Raw genomic sequence first — 21,136 nt, 5'->3', positions numbered from 1 at the left:
TAATAAATATCGTCAACTATATTTCTACACTCGTTTTGTAGGCTTCTATGGCTTTTAACAGACAATTGGTAATTTCTATTTGGCCAGCTTCCGAGTTCATGTAATCTTCTTCGCCAGGGTTACTAATAAAACCAATTTCTGTTAAAATAGCTGGCATACCAGCACGAGCCAATACCGCCAAACTTTTTTCCTGTACGCCTCTATTTATTCTGCCAACTTGTATGTATTCATCTTGCACAAATTTAGCCAGTTTTAAACTTTGAGTTCTAAAGGTGTTTTTCATTAAGGATAAAATGATGGCACTTTCCGGATCATCTGGATTAAAACCATCATAGTTTTCCTTATAGTTATCCTCTAAAAAGATAGATGAATTTTCACGTTTAATTGCGTCATCTTGCTCATTTACACGTCCACTCCCAGATACAAAGGTTTCTACACCTTTGGTGGATGTACTTTTAGCATATCGAGTTTTATACACTGGAACTTTTTTGCCTTTTTTATTTCTGGTATAGCCACTAATATAACGAGTACCATACACTGGCATATCATTACAATGAATAGAAATAAATAAATCTGCTTTTGCATTATTAGCAATGGCAATTCGTTCATAAAGTGGAATAAAAGTATCATCCTGTCGAGTAAAAATTACTTTTACATCCTTTAAATTGTCTTGAATTAGCTTACCTAATCGCAAAGCTGTTTTTAAAGCAACATCCTTTTCTGTAGAATATAATCCTCTTGTACTACCGTCTTTTCCGCCGTGACCAGCATCGATAACAATTGTTTTTATTTTGTATTCTTGTGCAAGTAATTGATTATCAATACCTAAAATAAATAAGGCAGAAATAAATAGTATCAAAATTGCATTTGGTCTAACCAATGGTATATTTTTCATTAATTTTGAACGTTTTGGGATAAACATTATTGCAAAAATAACATTCACACACGAATTTGAAACTTTTACGCGATATCATTTTTATTATTGCCGCTCTTTTATTAACATCTGTTGGTAACAAGGCGCTAGCTTCGTCTAATTTTTCCTTTCAACAGGTAACAAAACAAACAGATTCTACTAAAAGAGATACATCTAAGGTCAAAATGAAAAAAAGTGAGCTAGATGAAAAAGTTGAATACTTTGCTAAAGATTCTACACATGTAGACAGAAAAAATGGCATCATGTATTTATATGGTGGAGCACGCGTAACGTATCAAGATTTTGAACTAGATGCAGATTACATCAGATTTAATTCTAAAACCAATACCATTTTTGCAAGAGGCGTTAAAACCGATAAAGGTAAATACGTTGGCAGGCCGATTTTTAAAATGGGTAAAGACGGTTCTTCCATTGCAGATTCATTAACATATAATACAAAATCACACAAGGGTACGGTAAATGGCGTATTTACTGAACAAGAAGGCGGTTATTTTTCTGGTGGCAAAACTAAAATGCAACCCGATAATGAATTTAATGTAGCTGGTACAACGTATAGCACTTGTAATTTGCCCGAACCGCATTATGGTATACACATCACCAAAGGGATTGCAACAGAAAATCAGATTATTACTGGACCAGTTTATTTAGAATTTGAGCGAGTTCCATTGCCAATTGCTATCCCTTTTGGCTTTTTCCCTAAGCCCAATAAAAAATCATCAGGTATTATATTACCAACACCAGGTGAAGATGCAACAAAAGGTTTTTCACTAACTAATGGAGGATATTATCTGACTTTAAACGATTATTGGGATGCAAGATTAACTGGCGATATTTATACAAACGGCTCATATCACCTAAATTTAGCTACAAACTATATTAAACGCTATAAATTTGGCGGTAATTTTAATTTAGCTTATGCAAGCGATAGGCAAGGATTAGAAGGAACACCAGAATACGATCCACAAAAAAACTTTCACATCGGTTGGACGCATAGCCAAAATGCAAACGCCAAACCTGGTACAACATTTAGCGCTTCAGTAAACGCAGGTACAGGAAATTATTTTAGCGTTTCTGCGGCAAATGGAACGTATGATATTAATCAGATTGCTAGTAATACCATGAGTTCCAGTATTGCATACGGAAAAGTTTTTGGAGATGGACTCTTTAATTTAACCACTTCACTTTCTCATAGTCAAGAAACTCGAGCTAAAACAATTTCATTAACCTTGCCACAAGTGAGTTTAAACATGTCTACCATTAGCCCTTTCGATTCTAAAAATAGAGTGGGTGAGCAAAAATGGTTTCAGAAAATTACAGTAGGTTATAGCATGCAGGCAAGTAATACGGTAAGCACAAAAGAAGATTTATTATTTGATAAAGATGGATTAAAAAGATTTAGAAATGGAATGCAGCACTCTATTCCTATCAGTTTGCCTTTTACGGTTTTAAAATATTTTAACTTTAATAGCAGTGTAAACTATAATGAACGTTGGTATTTACAAACTGTTCAAAACAGATATTTTAAAAGACCAAACTCATCAGATAGTGTGGCTATTGATACTGTGAATGGTTTTAAACGTGCTGGCGAATATTCATTAAGTCTAGGCATGTCTACAAAAATATATGGCGGAAAGAAATTTAAAAACTTAGGTGGTATTAAAGCAATACGACACGTAATGACACCTAACATTAGTTTTTCTTATAAACCAGATTTCTCTACCAGCAATTATGGCTACTATAAAAACAAAGTATATTACACCAATGATTTAAGGCCAGGTAAAAGCATACCATTAGATGGTGATAACTTTGTGAGAGATTATCAGGGCTTACCCGAAAAGTATTCCATATTTGAAGGCGCACAATATGGTGGTCCATCCGCTGGTAAACAAGCAAGCATAGGTTTTTCAGTAGATAATAATGTAGAGTTAAAAGTTGCAAATTCAAAAGACACCACAGGAACAGGTGAAAAGAAAATACCAATTATACAAGGTTTAAATTTTTCTAGCTCTTATAATTTTGTTGCCCTAACTAAAAAACTAGCACCAATAAGTTTTGGAGGAAGATCTCAATTTACAGATAAACTAGGTTTTAACTTTAGCGGGGTTTTTAGTCCGTATGCAGTAGATAATGTTGCAATAACTTCAGGTTCTGGCACAACGCAAACCACAACATATCAATACCAAGAAGTGGATAGATATGTATGGAAAGATGGTAAATTACCACGATTAACCAGTTTTAATTTCTCTTTCGATTACAGTTTAAATCCAGATGCGCTAAAAGGTCGCAATAAAAACATGGATGCGCTTAAAAATCAAACAGAACAACAAGGAAGAACGCAAGAGCAAATTGAGCAACTACAAGCTATCAGTAGAGATCCAAATGCCTTTGTAGATTTTAACATTCCATGGAATCTTGCCTTTTCATACAGTTTCAATTATAACAATTCCTTAGGTTTAGCTTCAACAAGAAGTATAAGTAATACGGTGAATTTTAATGGAGATTTCAACCTAACTCCAAAATGGAAAGTTCAATTTAACTCTGGTTATGATTTTAAAGCTAAAACTGTTGCATACACCTCATTTGCAATTTACCGAGATTTGCATTGCTGGGATTTAAGCGCTAACTGGGTTCCTTTTGGTAGTTACCAAAGCTATTCGATAGATATTAAAGTAAAAGCATCTATCCTTCAAGACCTTAAACTAAGTAAACGTAAAGGCTATTACACAAAATATTAGGTTTTAATTATATAGTAATTTTATAAAATTGATTGTTCATACAATCATAAATCGTACTTCTAAAATTGTAAATTAAATTTATGCTGGCGGAAATCATTACCATAGGTGACGAAATACTAATTGGTCAAATAGTAGATACCAATTCTGCATGGATGGGTAAAGAATTAAATACTATTGGCATTAGTGTAAAGCAAATTACATCAGTTTCTGATAATGCAGAACACATTATACAAGCCTTAAACGAAGCTCAAAAAAGAGTAGATATTATCTTAATTACTGGCGGATTAGGTCCTACAAAAGACGATATTACTAAACTAACCTTATCTAAATACTTTAATATGCCATTGAGGCGAGATCAGGCTACACTACAACATGTAACCGAAATTTTTGCTCGCCTTAATAGGCCAATGATTGATGTAAACATCAAACAAGCCGATGTACCCGATGGCTGTACCGTTATTCAAAATAAAAATGGTACCGCACCCTGCATGTGGTTCGAGGTAAATGGAAAAATTATCGTTTCAATGCCAGGCGTACCTTTCGAAATGATGTATTTAATGGAAGAAGAAATTTTACCTCGCCTTAAAAAAGCATTCACTTTACCTTTCATTGTACACAAAACAATTCTAACATCAGGCTTAGGAGAATCATTTCTTGCCCAGCAAATAGAAGATATAGAAGATAGCTTACCAAGTCATATTAAACTAGCATATTTACCTAAACTTGGGCAAGTACGACTACGATTAAGCGCTACTGGTAACAATGAAACAAGTCTAAAAGCAGATGTTGATGTATATGCACAACAAATTATACAACGGATAAATTCATACGTAGTAATTGATGAAGATGTAGCATTAGAAAAAGCAATTTTAGATAAAATGAAAGCTAAAAACCTCACACTTTCTACTGCCGAAAGTTGTACAGGAGGCTACATTGCACATTTAATTACACAACATGCAGGTTCATCAGCTGTTTTTGCTGGCGGAGCCGTTGCTTACTCTTACGATTTAAAAGAATCTATTCTAGGCGTAAAACATCAAACCTTAACAGAATTTGGCGCTGTAAGTGGACAAACCGTAAAAGAAATGGCACAAGGTGCAATAACTCATTTTAAAACCGATTACTCAATTGCAGTTAGTGGTATTGCTGGTCCAGATGGCGGTATGCCAGGTAAACCTGTTGGTACTGTATGGATCGCCATCGCATCGAAAGATGAAGTAGTAGCAAAGCTGTTCACCTTTAGTAACAAAAGGATACAAAATATAGAGCGTTCTGCCACAGCAGCTTTAACCATGTTGCTAAATCTATTAAAACAAGATAGTTAGCCAACCACAGATTTCTAAAAGTTAAAACAAAATCTGCACATCTGCGGCAAAACAACTATGTAGCCTATGTTTCTATGTGGTTTAATTTCTACCAAAACTTATATTAATTACAGGAAAAGGCGTACTTTTGCCCTCAGTTACCAATTATAAACGCATAAAACAATATGGCTCAATACGAATTATTGTTACCAAAAATGGGAGAGAGTGTTGCAGAAGCAACCATCATTAAGTGGACTAAACAACCAGGAGATTTAATTCAACTGGATGATACCATATTAGAAATTGCAACTGATAAGGTAGATTCTGAAGTGCCATCGCCTGTGGCTGGTAAATTGGTTAAACAACTTTTTGCAGCCGATGACGTAGTACAAGTAGGCGCAGTAATTGCAATTATAGAAATTGAAGGCGCAGCAGAAAGCACACCTGTTGTAGAAACTAAACAAGAAGTAGTTCCAGCTCCAGTAGCAACTCCAGTTGTAGAAAACATTCCAGGTATTACTCAATTACCTGCTACTAAAACAGAAGAAAATAATCCTCAAGATTTTAAAAACTCAGATCGTTTTTATTCACCTCTGGTAAAAAATATAGCTGCACAAGAGAATATTACAGTTGCAGAACTTGATCAAATAAAAGGTAGCGGAGCCGAAGGACGTTTAACTAAAGACGATCTATTAAACTATATCCAAAGCAAAAATGGTGGTGCTCCAATTCAAACAACACCTGTTGTTACACAAGCATCAACTCCTGTCGAAGTCAGCAAACCTGTAGTTCCAACTGCAAAACCTGTAACTTCAGTAAGCGGTGGCGATGAAATTATAGAAATGGATAGAATGCGTAAACTTATTGCCGAGCACATGGTAATGAGTAAACACACTTCGCCACACGTAACTTCATTTGTAGAGGCCGACGTAACCAACATGGTGATGTGGCGAGATAAAGTGAAAAAAGCATTCGAGCAACGCGAAAACGAAAAGATCACCTTCACACCAATATTTATAGAAGCAGTAAGCAGAGCGATAAAAGATTTCCCAATGATTAATGTAACCGTAAACGGAACGCAAATCATCAAAAAGAAAGATATAAATATCGGTATGGCAGCAGCTTTACCAAGCGGAAACTTAATTGTACCTGTCATTAAAAATGCAGACCAATTAAATTTAGTAGGCTTAACCAAAGCAGTTAACGATTTAGCCTCTCGTGCTCGTAACTCTAAATTAAAGCCCGATGAAACCCAAGGCGGAACATTTACCCTAACAAACGTGGGGTCTTTTGGAAACGTAATGGGTACGCCAATTATCAATCAGCCGCAAGTAGCAATTTTAGCAGTCGGTGCAATTAAAAAGAAACCAGCAGTTTTAGAAACCGAATTTGGCGATGTAATTGCAATCCGTCATATGATGTTCCTTTCCCTTTCTTACGATCATAGAGTAGTTGATGGTGCATTAGGTGGTTCTTTTGTTCGTCGTGTAGCAGATTATTTAGAGAATTGGGATATCAACAGAGAGATTAGTTAGTTCATTGGTTCATTAGCTCATTTGGACGAAGCTTAAAAATAAGTATTGAAAGGCCTGTGTTTCACAGGCCTTTTTTGTATCAACATTTCCCGTCATTTCTACTGTAGCAGAGAACCACGTGGTGCTCAGCGAAGCTAAACCTTTAAACACTGCATTCAAAAACATTTCTCTCTCCCCCCAACTAGCCATAGTAATAGTAAGCTATAAAACTGTTTAGATTTATTATTAATACACCCCTTTCTTGAGGTTTTTTTGTTAAAATTTGTTAATTTTCAATTAAGATAAACTTAATCTAGAAAACTATGAACAGAAAATCTATCCTAATTCTATTCGGATTCTTGCTGTTTGCCATGGTTACTTATGCCCAAAAAACAATAAGTGGCAAGGTAACCGATGCAGCAGATGGTAACGGAATCCCAGGCGCAAGTGTACTTGTAAAAGGCACAACTGCGAGTGCAACCACACAATCTAATGGTACATATACCATTAATGTACCGGCAAATGGTACAACTTTAATATTTACGTATTTAGGTTTCGAAACCCAAGAAGTTACTATTGGAAACAGAACCCAAATTAACGTTGCTTTAACCACCAGTACACAAACGTTAGAAGGCATAGTAATAACCGCACTAGGCATTAAACGGAGTGAAAAATCTATTGGTTATTCAACACAACAAGTTGGAGGAGATAATTTAACCCTAACCAAAGAAACAAATGTTTTAGGCGCTTTAGCAGGTAAAATAGCTGGAGCACAAGTAACAGGTTCATCTGGTGCAAGCTTAGGTGGAACACAAAAAATTAAAATTAGAGGGGTAAACTCTGTAACAGGCGGTGGCCAGCCATTAATTGTTGTAGATGGTACACCAATTTCTAATTCAAACTTTAGTAGTTCAAATAGTAATGGTGTCGATTATGGAAACATCGGACAAGATGTAAACCCAGAAGATGTAGCTAACATTAGTGTATTAAAAGGCCCTGCGGCATCTGCACTTTATGGTTTAAGAGGTCAGTACGGCGTTATTTTAATTACAACCAAAAAAGGAACCAAAGGTGCAAAAAAGGTAGAAGTGAGTTTAAATTCAGCATTTTCTATGGAGCGTGTTGCTAACTTTATGCCTTTGCAAGATATTTATGGCGTTGGAAATAACCAGACATTTCAAACATTTTCTACTGGTGAAAAATATGTGAATGGTAACGATGAAAGTTGGGGCCCAAAAATGGATGGAACTCCAGTAAGAATGTATTATAGTTTTTACCCTCAAGATCCAGAATTTGGTAAATTAACACCATTCGTTCCACAACCAAATAATATTAAAGATTTCTTTGAAACAGGATTTAATGCAAACAATGGCGTAAGTGTTACCGGATCTTCAGAAAATTCTACATTTAGATTAGGCTATACCAATGCTTACATCAATGGTACTTATCCAAACTCATGGTTAAAAAGGAATAATCTTAACTTAAACGCTTCATTTAATATTACAGAAAAATTAGTTGTTGGCGCAAATGTTAACTATGCAAATAACAAAGCACAAAGACCAGTGCAAGGGTATCAAGGTTCTTTTACAGGAGCAAACCAATGGTTTCAACGTAATATAGATATCAACAGATTAAAAAATTATAAATATCCAGATGGTACAATATTAAATTGGAATGTTAACCCAAGTACTTCCGGTGCTACATTAGGTACAATTGTAACTAATAGACCTTCCGATTGGAATAATCCATATTTTGATGCCTACGAAAACTTAAATTTAGATGATCGTGATCGTTTATTTGGCGATGTTAACCTATCTTATCAAGTATTACCAGAATTAAAATTAAGCGGTTTTATCAGATCAGATAGATATACACAAAACATAAATAGAAGAAACGCAATAGGTGGCCGTTTAGATGAAAGCTACAGTACAGGTAAATACCAAAGTGCAGATAACAACTACGAATTTTTAGCGCAATACACTAAAAAATGGAACGAGTTTGATTTTAACCTAAATGCAGGTGCAAATTTACTAACTCAAAAATACGATTACGTAACTTCAGCAACCAGTGGTGGCTTATCTTCACCTGGTTTTTATAGCATTGAGGCATCAGTAGATAGACCTTTATCATTTAACTATTTAAGAGAAAAACAAGTAAGAAGCGTGTATGCAATGGGTTCTATTGGCTACAAAGACACCTACTTTATAGATGCTTCCGTTCGTAATGATATATCATCAGCATTGCCAGATAATAACAACTCATATTGGTATCCATCAGTATCTGGTAGTTTTGTTTTTAGTAACCTAATTAAAAGTAAAGCGCTTTCATTCGGTAAATTAAGAGCCTCTTACGCAATAGCAGGTTCAGATTTATCACCTTATGAAACGCAAATAAATTATACCACCGGTACTGTATATAAAAATACAACCAGTACAGTAACAACAGGCTCGGTACCCGATAAACTTAAAAACCCGAACATTAAACCATCATTTGCAAATTCATTTGAAGCAGGTATAGATTTAAGGTTTTTAAACAATCGCGTAGGCTTAGATTTTACTTATTACAAACAACGTAACAAAGATCAAATTATAGACTTAACAGTATCTGGAGCAAGTGGTTTTACAGGCACAGTAGTAAATGCAGGCGATATCCAAAATCAAGGTATTGAATTAACATTAACTGGTAAACCAATAGTATCAGATTTCTTTACATGGAATTCTACCATCAACTTTGCCAGAAATAAAAGCAGAATTAACGAATTATATCCAGGTATAAACGTGTATCAATTAGATAATAATGTTTATTCAAGTCAAACTGTGTTTTTAAATGCAACAGTTGGTAAAGAGTTTGGTTCTTTAGTTGGTCCAGGTTATCTAACAACCGCCAACGGCGATCTAGTAATAGGTACAGATAACTTACCAGTTCAACAATTAAATAAAGATTTCGGTTCTGTAGTGCCACAATTTACAGGTGGTTTTATCAACAACTTTAAAATCGGTAAATTCGATTTAGGCGCAATGATAGACTTCCAAAAAGGCGGACAGTTCTTTAGCTGGAGTAAAATGCTAGCAGTAAAATCTGGTCAAGCAGAAGAAACAGCAATGTTAAACGCAAATGGTGTAAATGTTCGCGAACCACTTGCAAATGGAGGAGGTGTTTTAGTAACAGGTGTTTCTCAAACAACAGGACTTCCAGTGTCTAACTATGTAGATGCCCGTGCTTTTTTCAGAAACAAAATCGGAACACAAATTTACGAAGAATGGTTGTTTAGTGCCTCTTACATTAAACTAAGAGAAGTAAGCCTAGGTTATACATTTGATAAAACTATATTGAAAAAGCTTCCTTTTAAATCAGTTAGAATTGCAGCAATTGCTCGTAATCCAACAATGATTTGGCAAAAAGCACCAAAAGGATTAGATCCTTCAGAATTATCAGCAGGTAGTGCTTCAATTAGCTGGATAGAAAAAGGTGAACTTCAAACAGTTCGTTCTTTTGGTTTTAATTTAAACGTTACTTTTTAATTAGCTCATTATGAAATTATTCAATAAAATACTCATTACAGCAACAGCGATTTGCTTATTCGCTAACGGATGTAAAAAGTTCGATTCCAGATTAAGTACCGATCCAAACAACCCGGCAACATTATCAAGCATGCAATTGATAGCCAATGCCGAGTTCTTTTTGCCAGATATCAGCTCATCACCAAATGGTGTACATTATGCTCAATACCTATCGTTAACAGCTTTTACAGATAATAGCAGATTTGTACCAACCAACTTTAATTTTTATACATGGTACAGCGGCCCGATGAAAAACTTAGATGAGGCAATTTTGGTTGCCAAAAATCTAAGCGACGGACCATTACAAAACCAAAAAGCAGTCGCTAAAATTTTAAAAGCATACTTTATGTGGTATGTAACCGATAGATGGGGCGACTTACCCTACACCGAAGCACTAAAAGGAGATGCCAATTACACACCAAAATACGATACACAACAAGCCATCTACAATAGCCTATTTGCATTATTAGATCAAGCAAATAGCGAAATCACATTAACAAACGGTAATGTTAAAAATGATATCGTTTACAACGGTGATATTGCAAAGTGGAAAAAACTAGGCAACACAATCCATTTACTAATGGCTTTACGTCTTTCTAAAATAGATGCCGCCAAAGGACAAGCAGAATTTGCTAAAGCAATGGCTAATGGTTTAATGACAGCCAATACCGATAATTTAGCTTATCCCCATTTAGCAGAACAAGCCAATGAAAACTATTGGTACAACTCATTTACCCGTTTAGGCAGAAACTGGTACGCACTAAGCAACACCCTGGTAAACTACATGAAACCCCTAAACGATCCACGTTTACCAATTTATGGCAACCCAAATTCTACAGGCGCATACAACGGTTTAGAATTTGGTAAAGCATCACCAACAACTGCCGATATTAATGCATCATCATTACTAGGAAGCACTTTACGTTTGCAAAACTCACCAGTACAGTTGGTAACTTATGCGCAGCAATTATTTGCACTAGCCGAAGCAGCTAAACTAAACTGGATACCAGGTAGCGATGCTCAAGCATTAATTTATTACAACAGTGCAGTAACAGAATCTATCAGACAGTGGACAGGTTCTACTGCAACTGCAGCAGCATTTTTGGCACAACCAACCGTAGCTTATGACCCTATAAATGCATTGAGCCAGATTGGTCACCAACGATGGGTACATTTATTCTTACACGGTTACGAAGGTTGGTCCGAGTGGAGAAGAACAGGCTTCCCGAACCTAACCTTGCCTGTCGGAATTAATGGAGGCTTAATGCCCAGAAGAGATGGTTATCCAACTCAAGAGCGCTCTAATAATTTAGCCAACTACAATGCAGCCGTTGCCGCATTTCCCTATGGCGGTACAGATGGCTTAAACGCTAGAGTATGGTGGGACAAACCCTAGCCACTACTTAATTAGCATCATGTCATCCTGAGCTTGTCGAAGGATATTACATACCATCAGTTTGAATCTCACCAACCGAAATAAATAAAAAGTCCTGTTCTAATATAGAGCTGGACTTTTTTGTTTGAAAAGCAAATGTAGTAGTTCTTCTCAACGTCAGCCTTGCTTTACACTACAAGTCCTCGCTTCGCTGCTGGCTTTCCATTACAATCAGGTTTAAAAACAAAAACTTTGCACAATATAAACACACGTTCGTCATTCATTTTGTCATTCAGAGCGAAGCGAAGAATCTCTAACATCTCTGCAAAAAGGAGATTGCTTCGTGCCTCGCAAAGACACCGTCTTACAGAGCCAGCTATAACGGCGGCGAGCTTAAAAACAACTCTTTACCTAACTACTACTTCGCTTGGAATGGCAACTGCAACTAGTAAAATAACCTAATTATGCCCAAAAAACAAGTAGCACAAACCTATAGCAGTACAAATACCAACAAAATCGGCCAATAACATTGCCCAAACAGAATAACGACTATTCTTCACATTAACAGCGCCAAAGTAAACAGCAATTACATAAAACGTAGTATCAGAAGAACCCTGTAAAATAGCCGACAATTTACCAGCAAACGAATCTACACCATGAGTTTCCATAGTACTAATCATCATTCCACGAGCACCACTGCCACTTAAAGGCTTAATTAGTGCAGTAGGTATACCATCAATAAAGCGAGTATCAGCCCCCATGGCAGAAAAAACACTTTTAAAACCATTAATCACTAAATCAAAAGTTCCGCTAGTGCGTAATAAACTAATAGCAATTAACATCCCCACCAAATATGGAATAATACGAATAGCAGTATCAAAACCACCTTTAGCACCCTCTACAAAAGCATCAAAGATGTCAATCTTTTTATACAAGCCACCCAAAACAATAGATAGAAAAATGAATAGCAGTAAGCCATTACTTAACAATCCAGAAAAAGATTGTAACCCAGCAGTACTTAAATTAACCAAATAAAGTACCATCACTGCAATCAAAGCAGAAATACCCAAAACCCAACCCAAAATAACAGGTTGAAATATGTTAATCTTTTGTTTAAAGGAAACAATTAGCATCGCTGCAATAGTAGCTACAAATGTAGCTATCATACAAGGGATAAATATTTCAGTAGGGTTTACAGATTTTAATGAAGCCCTAATTGCAATAATACTAACCGGAATTAAGGTTAAACCAGAAGCATGTAAACACAAAAACATAATTTGCGCATTAGAGGCAGTATCCTTATTAGGATTAAGTTCTTGTAAACTTTCCATCGCTTTAATACCAAATGGCGTTGCAGCATTATCTAAGCCTAACAAATTAGCAGAAAAATTCATTACCATGTGTCCAGTAGCAGGGTGTCCTTTAGGTATATCCGGAAATATTTTAGAAAAGAATGGGCCAATTACTCTTGATAATAAACGAATACCACCTGCTTCTTCTGCAATGCTCATAAAGCCCATAAATAAAGCCATTACACCAACTAAGCCAATACAAATATTTACAGCATTTAAACAAGTCTGTATTACACCATCAACCTTAGTTAAATTAGTCGGATCATCGGCCTTGCCAATAACCATCCAACTGAAAATATCTGTTTGCCCGAAAAAGAAACATTTAATACAGGCTACTACTATAGCTACAATGATAAAACCTGACCAAATTCTACTTAATGCCATTTGCTTTTAATTTTGATGTTGAATGTAGTATTTTTTTAAAGTAATATCCCATTTTCGAAAGATAAAATAGTTTTATCTCCATCTAGTAGCTCAAAATTAGCATTTTGATATAAAATGATGTTGCCGTTTAAGGAAAGGGAAGGTGAAGAATAATTATGATACGCATCGCAAAAACTTAAATCTCCAATATCCTGAATGCTATACTTTTTAAAAGTACTATTGCCATCAGCATTTGGGTATTCATCGTAATTAATACCTACACTTACTGCAATTCCACCCAATAAAACCCCATGAATTAGCATATGAAAAATTTGCTTGTTGTTTTTAGGAATAGCGAAGTAGTTTTTTAAATCTTGCTTTTCATAGCTTTTTGTAGCAATAGCCAACAATCCCGATAGAATAGCAGTGAAATAATGTTTTCTAATTTCTTGTTTCTCATAATCGCTTGCATATCCGCCAGCCTCTATTAAAACGGTAGAAGTGCCAGCCTTTTGAAAGTTATCTCCAAAGGCACGAGGTTCAAACTCATCATCAAATAAACCTATATGTTTTGGTAGGAGTTGATCTAACTCGCTAAACATATCTGCAATGACCAACATGGCATTTTCTCGAGTTTTATTAACGCTTAATTCTTCGTCAGTTGCTGGTGCTAAAAAGGATAGGGTAGCAGGTTTTAAGGTTCCTGTTACGCTCCATAACGTTTGTTGGTCGTGCAAATTAAAGCCGAAATCAGGTTTAATATCAGCTCTGCATTGTTTCAATAGCTTTGCCTCTGGTGAAGTTTCCTTTAAAAAATCACGATTAATATCTATTTGTTGTGCGTTTCGTCTAGTAAATACCTCCGCACCGTCTGGGTTAACCATCGGGATGAAGAACAATTGACAGTTTTCAGTTATCAGCTTTGCTAATTGATGATCGCTTTGTAAAAAAGTAAAGAGATCAAACAAAGCCATTGTACCCGTAGCTTCATCGCCATGCATTTGGCTCCACAGCATTACTTTAGTAGCACCGTTTCCAAACTTAACCAAATTGATGCTTTTGCTTTTTACAGATTTGCCAAGTTCATTTACCTCAAAATCGCCAGGTAATTGGTTTAGTAAATCAACTATAGTATCATGCTTAAAAAAGCGGTCTTTCAACCGCTTCTCTTTAAATATCTCGTAATTGTTGAGGATAGATTTGATGGTCATTTCAATTCTTTTTTTAAAATAAGTCATTGCGAGGGCTAAAACGACGAAGCAATCTATCTAGTATGAAAGATTGCTTCTCCCGATGAAAAATCGAGATCGCAATGACGATTGACTAAATGTTAATTGCCAGCTGTAAACTGATTATGGTTTATCATCTGTTAGCTCAAAACCCCAAGTTCTACCTTTGTCTATTGCAGGTATACCCCCAGTCATCCATATTGGAGCTTTAGCGCCTTTTAAATAGTAATCAAAAAACTGTTGCTCTCTAATTTGAATATCTTTTCTATTCTGACGTAGCACTAAATTATGTGCTTCATTATTGTAATTTAACAACCAAACTGGTTTACCCAAACGTTTCAAACCTGTAAACATCTCAATACCTTGGTACCAAGGCACAGCTCCATCTGCATCATTACTCATGATAACAACAGGCGTTTTTACTTTTGGTAAATTAAACAAAGGAGAATTTTCTATATATAATTCAGGTTTTTCCCACAGTGTAGCACCAATTCTACTTTGCGTTTTTTCATATTGAAACTGTCTATTCATACCACTTTCCCAACGAATACCACCGTAAGCCGATGTCATGTTTACTACCGGTGCACCAGCCCATGCTGCTGCATACATATTTGTTGCTGTAATTAAATGTGCAACTTGGTAACCGCCCCAACTCTGACCTTGAATACCAATTTTAGTTCCATCTACCCATGCATTTTTCTTTAAACTTTCTACACCCGAATTGATAAATTCTTCAGCAGATTTACCCGGATGACCTGTTTCATAACTAATATCTGGTGCGAAAACTAAATAACCGTTACTTACAAAAAATGGAATATTTAAACGAGATGGTGTAGGAGCAGGGGCATTATAAGCATACAATCCTTCAGAAAGTTTCTCATAGAAATACACAATCATCGGGTACTTTTTATTCGGATCGAAGTTTTCTGGTTTATACAAAATACCATCAGATTTATATCCTTTTGGTGTAGTCCATTTTACTAACTCGGCAGTACCCCAATTGTAATTAGCTTGCTGAGGGTTTGTACTACTTAGTTTCAACGCGGTTTTCAAATTATCTTTAGATAGGTAAACATCTGGAGAAATAGTATAATTTCCTTTATCAAAAAGGATAACATCTGCATCTTTAGCTTTTACCAAATTAGAATATTTAAATGGTGCCATAATCACTAATTCTGGCACTTTGTTATCATTTAATGCTTTACGGTAAAAACCATTTTCTTTTGTGGTGTTGTTAAATGCATCTAACCATAGTACCTCTTTTTTAGTGAAAAATCTAAAATCAGGGTTTATTCTTTCTACACGAAAAGTGATATTGTTCGTTCTACCAAAACCATTTGTTAAGTTCTTAGCCGAAGTTCCATCAGGAGAAATTTGCCAAATATCATAACGATCGTACAATAAAACCGCTTTGTCTTCTTCTAACCAGCCTGCAACACCATAGCTATTTGGATCATCGGGCACATCATTTTCTTCATCGTAGAATTTCGCTGTCATGTTAGCGGTGATGATACTTGTTTTTCCAGTAGTAACTTGGTATGTTTTCCAAAGCTTCACTTTCTTATCGTAATATAAAATATAATTGCCATCAGGCGATGCCGAAGCATTTCCATCTAAGCTTTCTAGAATTTTTTTTCGCACACCAGTTTTGGTATCAACTAAATAATAATCACGTACCGAACCGCCAGTCCATTGTGCTGGAATGCGATTTCCGTAATCGGTTGATGCCAATACAAAAGCAGCATTACCTTCGTTTACCAAATTAGCATCTGGGAGCTTTGCATCAGTTAAAGGCACAATTTTAGGATCGGTGCCATAAATATCTATTGCAGTTAAGTAGCTTCTTTTAGCTTCTCGGTCTGCATTTTTTAATTGCATTGGCTGTAAATAATCATCTTTATACCCCCAAATATCTAGTTTGGCATTTTCGAAATCTACCAAGGTTGTATCTTTTGCCTTTTTAATTGGAGCAATACCGAAAAATAATCGATTGCCATCTTTACTAAAAGTAACTTTTCCATCTCCACTAACTGCAAATTTAGTAGGCATCCCCGGCATATCATTATCCACTAAAATTTGAGCTGTATCAAGTGTTAATGAATTATAATAAACATTAAAATCTTTAATTTCTGTTTTCTCAGGACTAGTTTCTCCTAAAAATGCTAAGTGCTCACTTTCATCATCAAATGTGAAATTCTTAAAGTTTCCTTTACCTTTTACTAAGGTTTTTAATACTCCAGTTTCTGTGTTTAATAAGAAAACACCTTGTGGCGCTGTTTTATCTTTTTTAGATCCAGTGCAGGCGAAAACTAATTGTTTGCCATCTTTGCTAAAGGCATAGTCGCCCACAAATTTGTACGCTCTTTCAATACCTGTTGTTAAGTTTTTTACAATTAAATCTGTTCCTTCTTTTGCAGCAGCACCAGCAGGTTCATCGTCAGCAAAATAATCTTCTTCGCCATCGTTTTTTTGCTTAGTTGCTTGATCTGCAGATTTTGCTTTTTTGCTGGTATCAGGAGCTTTTTCTAAATTATAAGCCAACAATGCAGCACCGTTTTCAGGAAATTTGAAAGACTTTACTCTAGGTATTTTCGTAATGGCTAAGGTTGTTAAATTGGCTATTCCTAAAGTATCTTTCGTCATCTCATCTGCCTTTTTCTTTTTGATTTTAGCCAATCGGGTGTCTTTATACCAAGGTTTAATAGCAAAGGCTGCGAATTTAGAATCAGCACTAAATAAAGTAGAATTTGATCGTACTTCGAAACCTAATTGAGGTGGAGTTCCTCTAGAAACCTGTATTTTTTGTGCAGTTACACTATTTTGGAAATATAAATTTGCATCTCCTTCTTGCTGATTAATAACATATGCAGCCCATAATCCATTGTTCGAAAACTGTTTTACACCTACAGCTTCCCATTTATCATAAACAGAATGGTCTAATGGTTTCTTTTGTGCATAAACTACACTAGCAAATAATAAAAAGAGTAAGGTTAATTTTTTTTGCATGACTTAAAAATAATTAGGAGAGTTAGTCTTATCTGACTTTAAAAATTGCAAATTTTATGCATAATTCTACTATGTGTATGTCAAATTTTACAAAAGTAGAATGTTTTTCTTTTTGCTCTGGGCTCGTCATTCCCAACTTGATTGGGAATCCTAATACAAATAGGAGGCTTTTTTACGCATTACGATTCTAGTTTTCACGAGAATGACGAGAAAGTGCATAAAAAAACCGCAGATGTTCAGATTAAATCTGTGCATCTGCGGCTATTTCAGTTTATAGTTCTGCATCCAAAACTGAAAATTTCTAACTGAAAACTGCTAACTTATTTTCCTTTTTTCTCTTGCGTTTTTGCTTGTGCTTGTGTACGCATATAATCATCTAAACGTGATTGGAATTTAGATTTTTTCTTTTCACCCTGTGGTTTAGCTTTATTTTCTTGCAAAATAGCATGAATTTTATCGTCGTTAACCATTCTTCTAATTAAGTATTGTTGTAAGAAGGTTAGCATGTTTGCTAAGAAATAATAATAATTTAAACCTGAGGGATAGCTATTTAACACACCTAAGAAAATGATTGGCATAATGTAACCAATGTATTTCATCTGACCAGTAGCGCCAGAAATTTGGTTGTTAAAGTACGTGTAAATTAAGGTTGAGATTGTCATCAACACACACATTAAACTTAAGTGATCGCCAATAAATGGAACAGTAAAACCAAATTTTATAAAGTCATCATAGGTTGATAAATCGTGCATCCATAAGAAGGTCTGACCTCTTAACTCAAATAAATTAGGGAAGAAGAAGAAGAACGCCATTACAAAAGGTAACTGCAATAACATCGGTAAACATCCTCCTAATGGATTTACGCCTACTTTTTTATAGAGTTTTAAATATTCTTGTTGTAAAAGTGTAGCATTATCTTCACCAACTTTAGCTTTAATCTCATCCATTTCTGGCTTCAAGATTCTCATTTTAGCCATTGAGATGTATGATTTATATGTTAATGGAGACATGGCTAATTTTAGCAAAATAGTTAATACCAAAATGATCAATCCATAACCCCAACCAAAGCTCTCTAAAAACTGAAATACTGGTAACACTACAAAACGGTTGATATATTTTAAAGGCCAATAGCCCATATCAACTTGTTTTTCAATGCTTTGTCCTTGTGCTTTTAAGTTGTCAAATTTGTTATTACCGAAGTAAAATTTCATTGCATAACTCTCTGCAGCTAATTGTTTAAATGGTAATTGCATATTAGCGCCATACCATTTAATTTTTCCAGGTTCTGTACTTATTCTAACTTCTAAGTCACCTTTTTCAAAAGGAATTTGAGGAATTAATACTGCCGAGAAAAACTGTTGCTTAAATGAGAACCATTCGATTTTTCCTTCTTTAAGTTCTTCTTTAACATCTTTACCTACACCTAAATGATCAGGATTTTTATCAGTGTATTTATAGAAAGGAGCAGCATGTTCTTGCTCTTTTTTAGCAGATTTCTCTTGCTCTAATAGAGTTGCTTCCCAATTTAAAGAAATCGTATTTCCTTGTACAACTTGGTTTAAACCGTTTAGGTTAATGTTGAAATCAACATTATTGCCATTTGGTTTTAAACCGTATACAAACTCAATGTATTTATCTGCACTATAATTAGCACGCATACTAATGTTGCTAGTTGTTTGCGTAGCCGTAAAATACAAATTGTTCGTATTTATAATTTTACCATCAATATTAAGGTTCAAACCAAATTTATTATCTGGTCCGTTAAATAAAATTAGAGGTTTACCACTATAAGTATGTTCTTTTTTAACTTCTACTGATAATATTTTACCACCTAAATTAGTGAAAGTCAATTTTAAATTATCGTTTTCTAAAACTGAAGTTTGGGCTGTACCAGAAATATTACCACCGAAAGGGCCTGATAAAGTTGCAGAATCTGGTTTTGCTGGGGTTGTTGGTTGGGCTACAACTGGTGCTGATTTTACTCCTGCTTTTGCTAATGAGTCTGCTGTTATTTTTTGTCTTTCTTTTTTGATATCAGCCTCACTAGGCTTCATAAAAAAAACAGCTGCTCCTAAAATAACCATGATCAGGAACAGACCTGTAAATGTATTTCTATCCATTATGTTGTTTTAAACTTGTATTATATTGTTTTCTTTTTGGCATGCTCCATCGCAGCGGCGACAAATTTAACAAAAAGTGGGTGAGGATTTGCAACTGTTGACTTTAATTCTGGATGAAATTGTCCACCAACGAAAAAAGGATGGTTTTTTAGCTCAACAATCTCTACTAAATTACTATCAGGATTAAAACCAGAAGCTATCATTCCTGCATCTTCATATTGCTGTAAATATTTATTATTAAACTCGTAGCGATGTCTGTGTCTTTCCGTAATATGTTGTTTTCCGTAAGCTGCGTATGCTTTTGTTCCTTTTTTAACATCGCATGGGTAAGCACCTAAACGCATTGTTCCACCTTTTAAAGTGATGTTTTTCTGTTCTTCCATCATGTTAATTACTGGATGTTCAGAATTTTCATCAATTTCTGTAGTATTTGCATTTTTCAAGCCCAAAACGTTACGACCATACTCAATTACTGCACATTGCATCCCTAAACAGATACCAAAGAAAGGAATTTCGCTTTCTCTTACGAATTTAATCGCCTCAATTTTTCCTTCAATACCACGACTACCAAATCCTGGCGCTACTAAAACACCTTGTAAATGGCCTAATTTTTCTTTTACATTATCAGGATAAATACTTTCTGATGGAATATATTCTACACGAACTTTACATTCATTTTTTGCACCTGCATGAATAAATGCTTCTGTAATAGATTTATAAGCATCTGGTAATTCTACGTATTTACCAACTAATCCAATCTTAACTTCGGCAGTAGGGTTTTTTAAACGACCTAAGAAATCTTTCCAGCTTTCCATATCAGGTTCGTTTTTAGATGGAAGTTTTAATTTTGCAAGAACAGTTTTATCCAACTGCTCTTTCATCATTAATAATGGCACACTATAAATAGATGATGCATCTATCGATTCGATTACTGCATTTACGTTTACATTACAGAAAAGTGCAATTTTTTTGCGAATATCTGCACTAATATGATGTTCTGTGCGACATACCAAAATATCTGGCTGGATGCCATATTCTAATAATGCTTTAACAGAGTGTTGAGTTGGTTTTGTTTTTAATTCGCCTGCGGCTGCTAAATAGGGAACTAAAGTTAAGTGAATAACGATAGCATTTGTACTTCCTTCTTCCCATTTAAACTGACGAACAGCTTCTATAAACGGTAGCGATTCGATATCACCTACGGTACCGCCTAATTCTGTAATTACAATATCGTAATTGCCAGTATCACCTAAAATACGCATGTTACGCTTAATTTCGTCGGTAATGTGAGGTACAACTTGAACAGTTTTTCCTAAATAATCGCCTTGTCTTTCTTTATTAATTACATTTTGATAAATACGACCAGTTGTAATATTATTTGCTTGAGAAGTGGGGGTATTTAAAAAGCGCTCGTAGTGGCCTAAGTCCAAATCTGTTTCGGCTCCATCTTCAGTAACATAGCATTCGCCATGTTCATAAGGATTTAATGTGCCCGGATCAATGTTGATATAAGGGTCGAATTTTTGAATGGTTACTCGGTAACCTCTTGCTTGTAAAAGTTTGGCTAATGAAGCGGAGATGATGCCCTTACCTAATGAGGAAGTAACACCGCCCGTAACAAAAATATACTTAGTCATGTTTGTG

11 protein-coding genes are annotated in these 21,136 nt (G+C 35.2%); 5 read left to right on the top strand and 6 right to left on the bottom strand.

What is annotated here, in order from left to right:
- Positions 1-16: 16 nt before the first annotated feature.
- Positions 17-895 carry an N-acetylmuramoyl-L-alanine amidase family protein gene (locus GM921_RS06030; protein WP_235969788.1) on the bottom strand — a complete coding sequence of 293 codons (879 nt, stop codon included), beginning with the start codon at positions 893-895 and terminating at the stop codon, positions 17-19.
- Positions 896-1,098: 203 nt separating this feature from the next.
- On the opposite strand from GM921_RS06030, the gene GM921_RS06025 reads away from it, so the two are divergent.
- The 5 genes from GM921_RS06025 to GM921_RS06005 all read left to right on the top strand — a co-directional run bounded on the left by GM921_RS06025 (position 1,099) and on the right by GM921_RS06005 (position 11,443).
- On the top strand, positions 1,099-3,669 hold the full coding sequence (locus tag GM921_RS06025; RefSeq protein ID WP_235969787.1) for a putative LPS assembly protein LptD: 2,571 nt from the start codon (positions 1,099-1,101) through the stop codon (positions 3,667-3,669).
- Between the two features lie 80 nt (positions 3,670-3,749).
- Positions 3,750-4,994 (top strand): competence/damage-inducible protein A, encoded by a 1,245-nt coding sequence (locus tag GM921_RS06020; RefSeq protein WP_182921691.1) that lies wholly within the window; start codon positions 3,750-3,752, stop codon positions 4,992-4,994.
- A 164-nt stretch (positions 4,995-5,158) separates the two neighbouring features.
- Entirely contained in the window at positions 5,159-6,508 is a 1,350-nt protein-coding gene (locus GM921_RS06015) for a dihydrolipoamide acetyltransferase family protein (protein ID WP_182921690.1), read from the top strand.
- A gap of 302 nt (positions 6,509-6,810) precedes the next feature.
- Positions 6,811-10,008 carry a SusC/RagA family TonB-linked outer membrane protein gene (locus GM921_RS06010; RefSeq protein WP_182921689.1) on the top strand — a complete coding sequence of 1,066 codons (3,198 nt, stop codon included), beginning with the start codon at positions 6,811-6,813 and terminating at the stop codon, positions 10,006-10,008.
- 10 nt (positions 10,009-10,018) lie between these two features.
- Positions 10,019-11,443 carry a SusD/RagB family nutrient-binding outer membrane lipoprotein gene (locus GM921_RS06005; RefSeq protein ID WP_182921688.1) on the top strand — a complete coding sequence of 475 codons (1,425 nt, stop codon included), beginning with the start codon at positions 10,019-10,021 and terminating at the stop codon, positions 11,441-11,443.
- 437 nt (positions 11,444-11,880) lie between these two features.
- On the opposite strand, the gene GM921_RS06000 is transcribed toward GM921_RS06005, so the two are convergent.
- The 5 genes from GM921_RS06000 to GM921_RS05980 form a co-directional block, all read right to left on the bottom strand.
- Positions 11,881-13,158: a nucleoside recognition domain-containing protein gene (locus GM921_RS06000; protein WP_182921687.1), complete on the bottom strand. Its 1,278-nt coding sequence runs from the start codon at positions 13,156-13,158 to the stop codon at positions 11,881-11,883.
- Between the two features lie 35 nt (positions 13,159-13,193).
- Positions 13,194-14,375 (bottom strand): M14 family zinc carboxypeptidase, encoded by a 1,182-nt coding sequence (locus GM921_RS05995; protein WP_235969786.1) that lies wholly within the window; start codon positions 14,373-14,375, stop codon positions 13,194-13,196.
- Between the two features lie 114 nt (positions 14,376-14,489).
- On the bottom strand, positions 14,490-17,372 hold the full coding sequence (locus GM921_RS05990) for a S9 family peptidase (protein ID WP_182921686.1): 2,883 nt from the start codon (positions 17,370-17,372) through the stop codon (positions 14,490-14,492).
- A gap of 320 nt (positions 17,373-17,692) precedes the next feature.
- The gene (gene yidC / locus GM921_RS05985) at positions 17,693-19,492 is read right to left on the bottom strand and encodes a membrane protein insertase YidC (protein WP_182921685.1); all 1,800 of its coding nucleotides are present in this window, start codon (positions 19,490-19,492) and stop codon (positions 17,693-17,695) included.
- Between the two features lie 20 nt (positions 19,493-19,512).
- Positions 19,513-21,129 carry a CTP synthase gene (locus GM921_RS05980; protein ID WP_182921684.1) on the bottom strand — a complete coding sequence of 539 codons (1,617 nt, stop codon included), beginning with the start codon at positions 21,127-21,129 and terminating at the stop codon, positions 19,513-19,515.
- Positions 21,130-21,136 lie beyond the last annotated feature (7 nt).

The organism is Pedobacter planticolens (assembly GCF_014172375.1).
In the GTDB taxonomy this organism is placed as follows: domain Bacteria; phylum Bacteroidota; class Bacteroidia; order Sphingobacteriales; family Sphingobacteriaceae; genus Pedobacter; species Pedobacter planticolens.
Note: the sequence above shows the minus strand (reverse complement) of the source record. Positions and strands in the feature narration are given on the sequence as shown.

Excerpts from the sequence above, each read along its gene's own strand:
- GM921_RS06030 (WP_235969788.1), bottom strand. The coding sequence starts at position 895 with ATGAAAAATATACCATTGGTTAGACCAAATGCAATTTTGATACTATTT.
- GM921_RS06025 (WP_235969787.1), top strand. The coding sequence starts at position 1,099 with ATGAAAAAAAGTGAGCTAGATGAAAAAGTTGAATACTTTGCTAAAGAT.
- GM921_RS06020 (WP_182921691.1), top strand. The coding sequence starts at position 3,750 with ATGCTGGCGGAAATCATTACCATAGGTGACGAAATACTAATTGGTCAA.
- GM921_RS06015 (WP_182921690.1), top strand. The coding sequence starts at position 5,159 with ATGGCTCAATACGAATTATTGTTACCAAAAATGGGAGAGAGTGTTGCA.
- GM921_RS06010 (WP_182921689.1), top strand. The coding sequence starts at position 6,811 with ATGAACAGAAAATCTATCCTAATTCTATTCGGATTCTTGCTGTTTGCC.
- GM921_RS06005 (WP_182921688.1), top strand. The coding sequence starts at position 10,019 with ATGAAATTATTCAATAAAATACTCATTACAGCAACAGCGATTTGCTTA.
- GM921_RS06000 (WP_182921687.1), bottom strand. The coding sequence starts at position 13,158 with ATGGCATTAAGTAGAATTTGGTCAGGTTTTATCATTGTAGCTATAGTA.
- GM921_RS05995 (WP_235969786.1), bottom strand. The coding sequence starts at position 14,375 with ATGACTTATTTTAAAAAAAGAATTGAAATGACCATCAAATCTATCCTC.
- GM921_RS05990 (WP_182921686.1), bottom strand. The coding sequence starts at position 17,372 with ATGCAAAAAAAATTAACCTTACTCTTTTTATTATTTGCTAGTGTAGTT.
- yidC (WP_182921685.1), bottom strand. The coding sequence starts at position 19,492 with ATGGATAGAAATACATTTACAGGTCTGTTCCTGATCATGGTTATTTTA.
- GM921_RS05980 (WP_182921684.1), bottom strand. The coding sequence starts at position 21,129 with ATGACTAAGTATATTTTTGTTACGGGCGGTGTTACTTCCTCATTAGGT.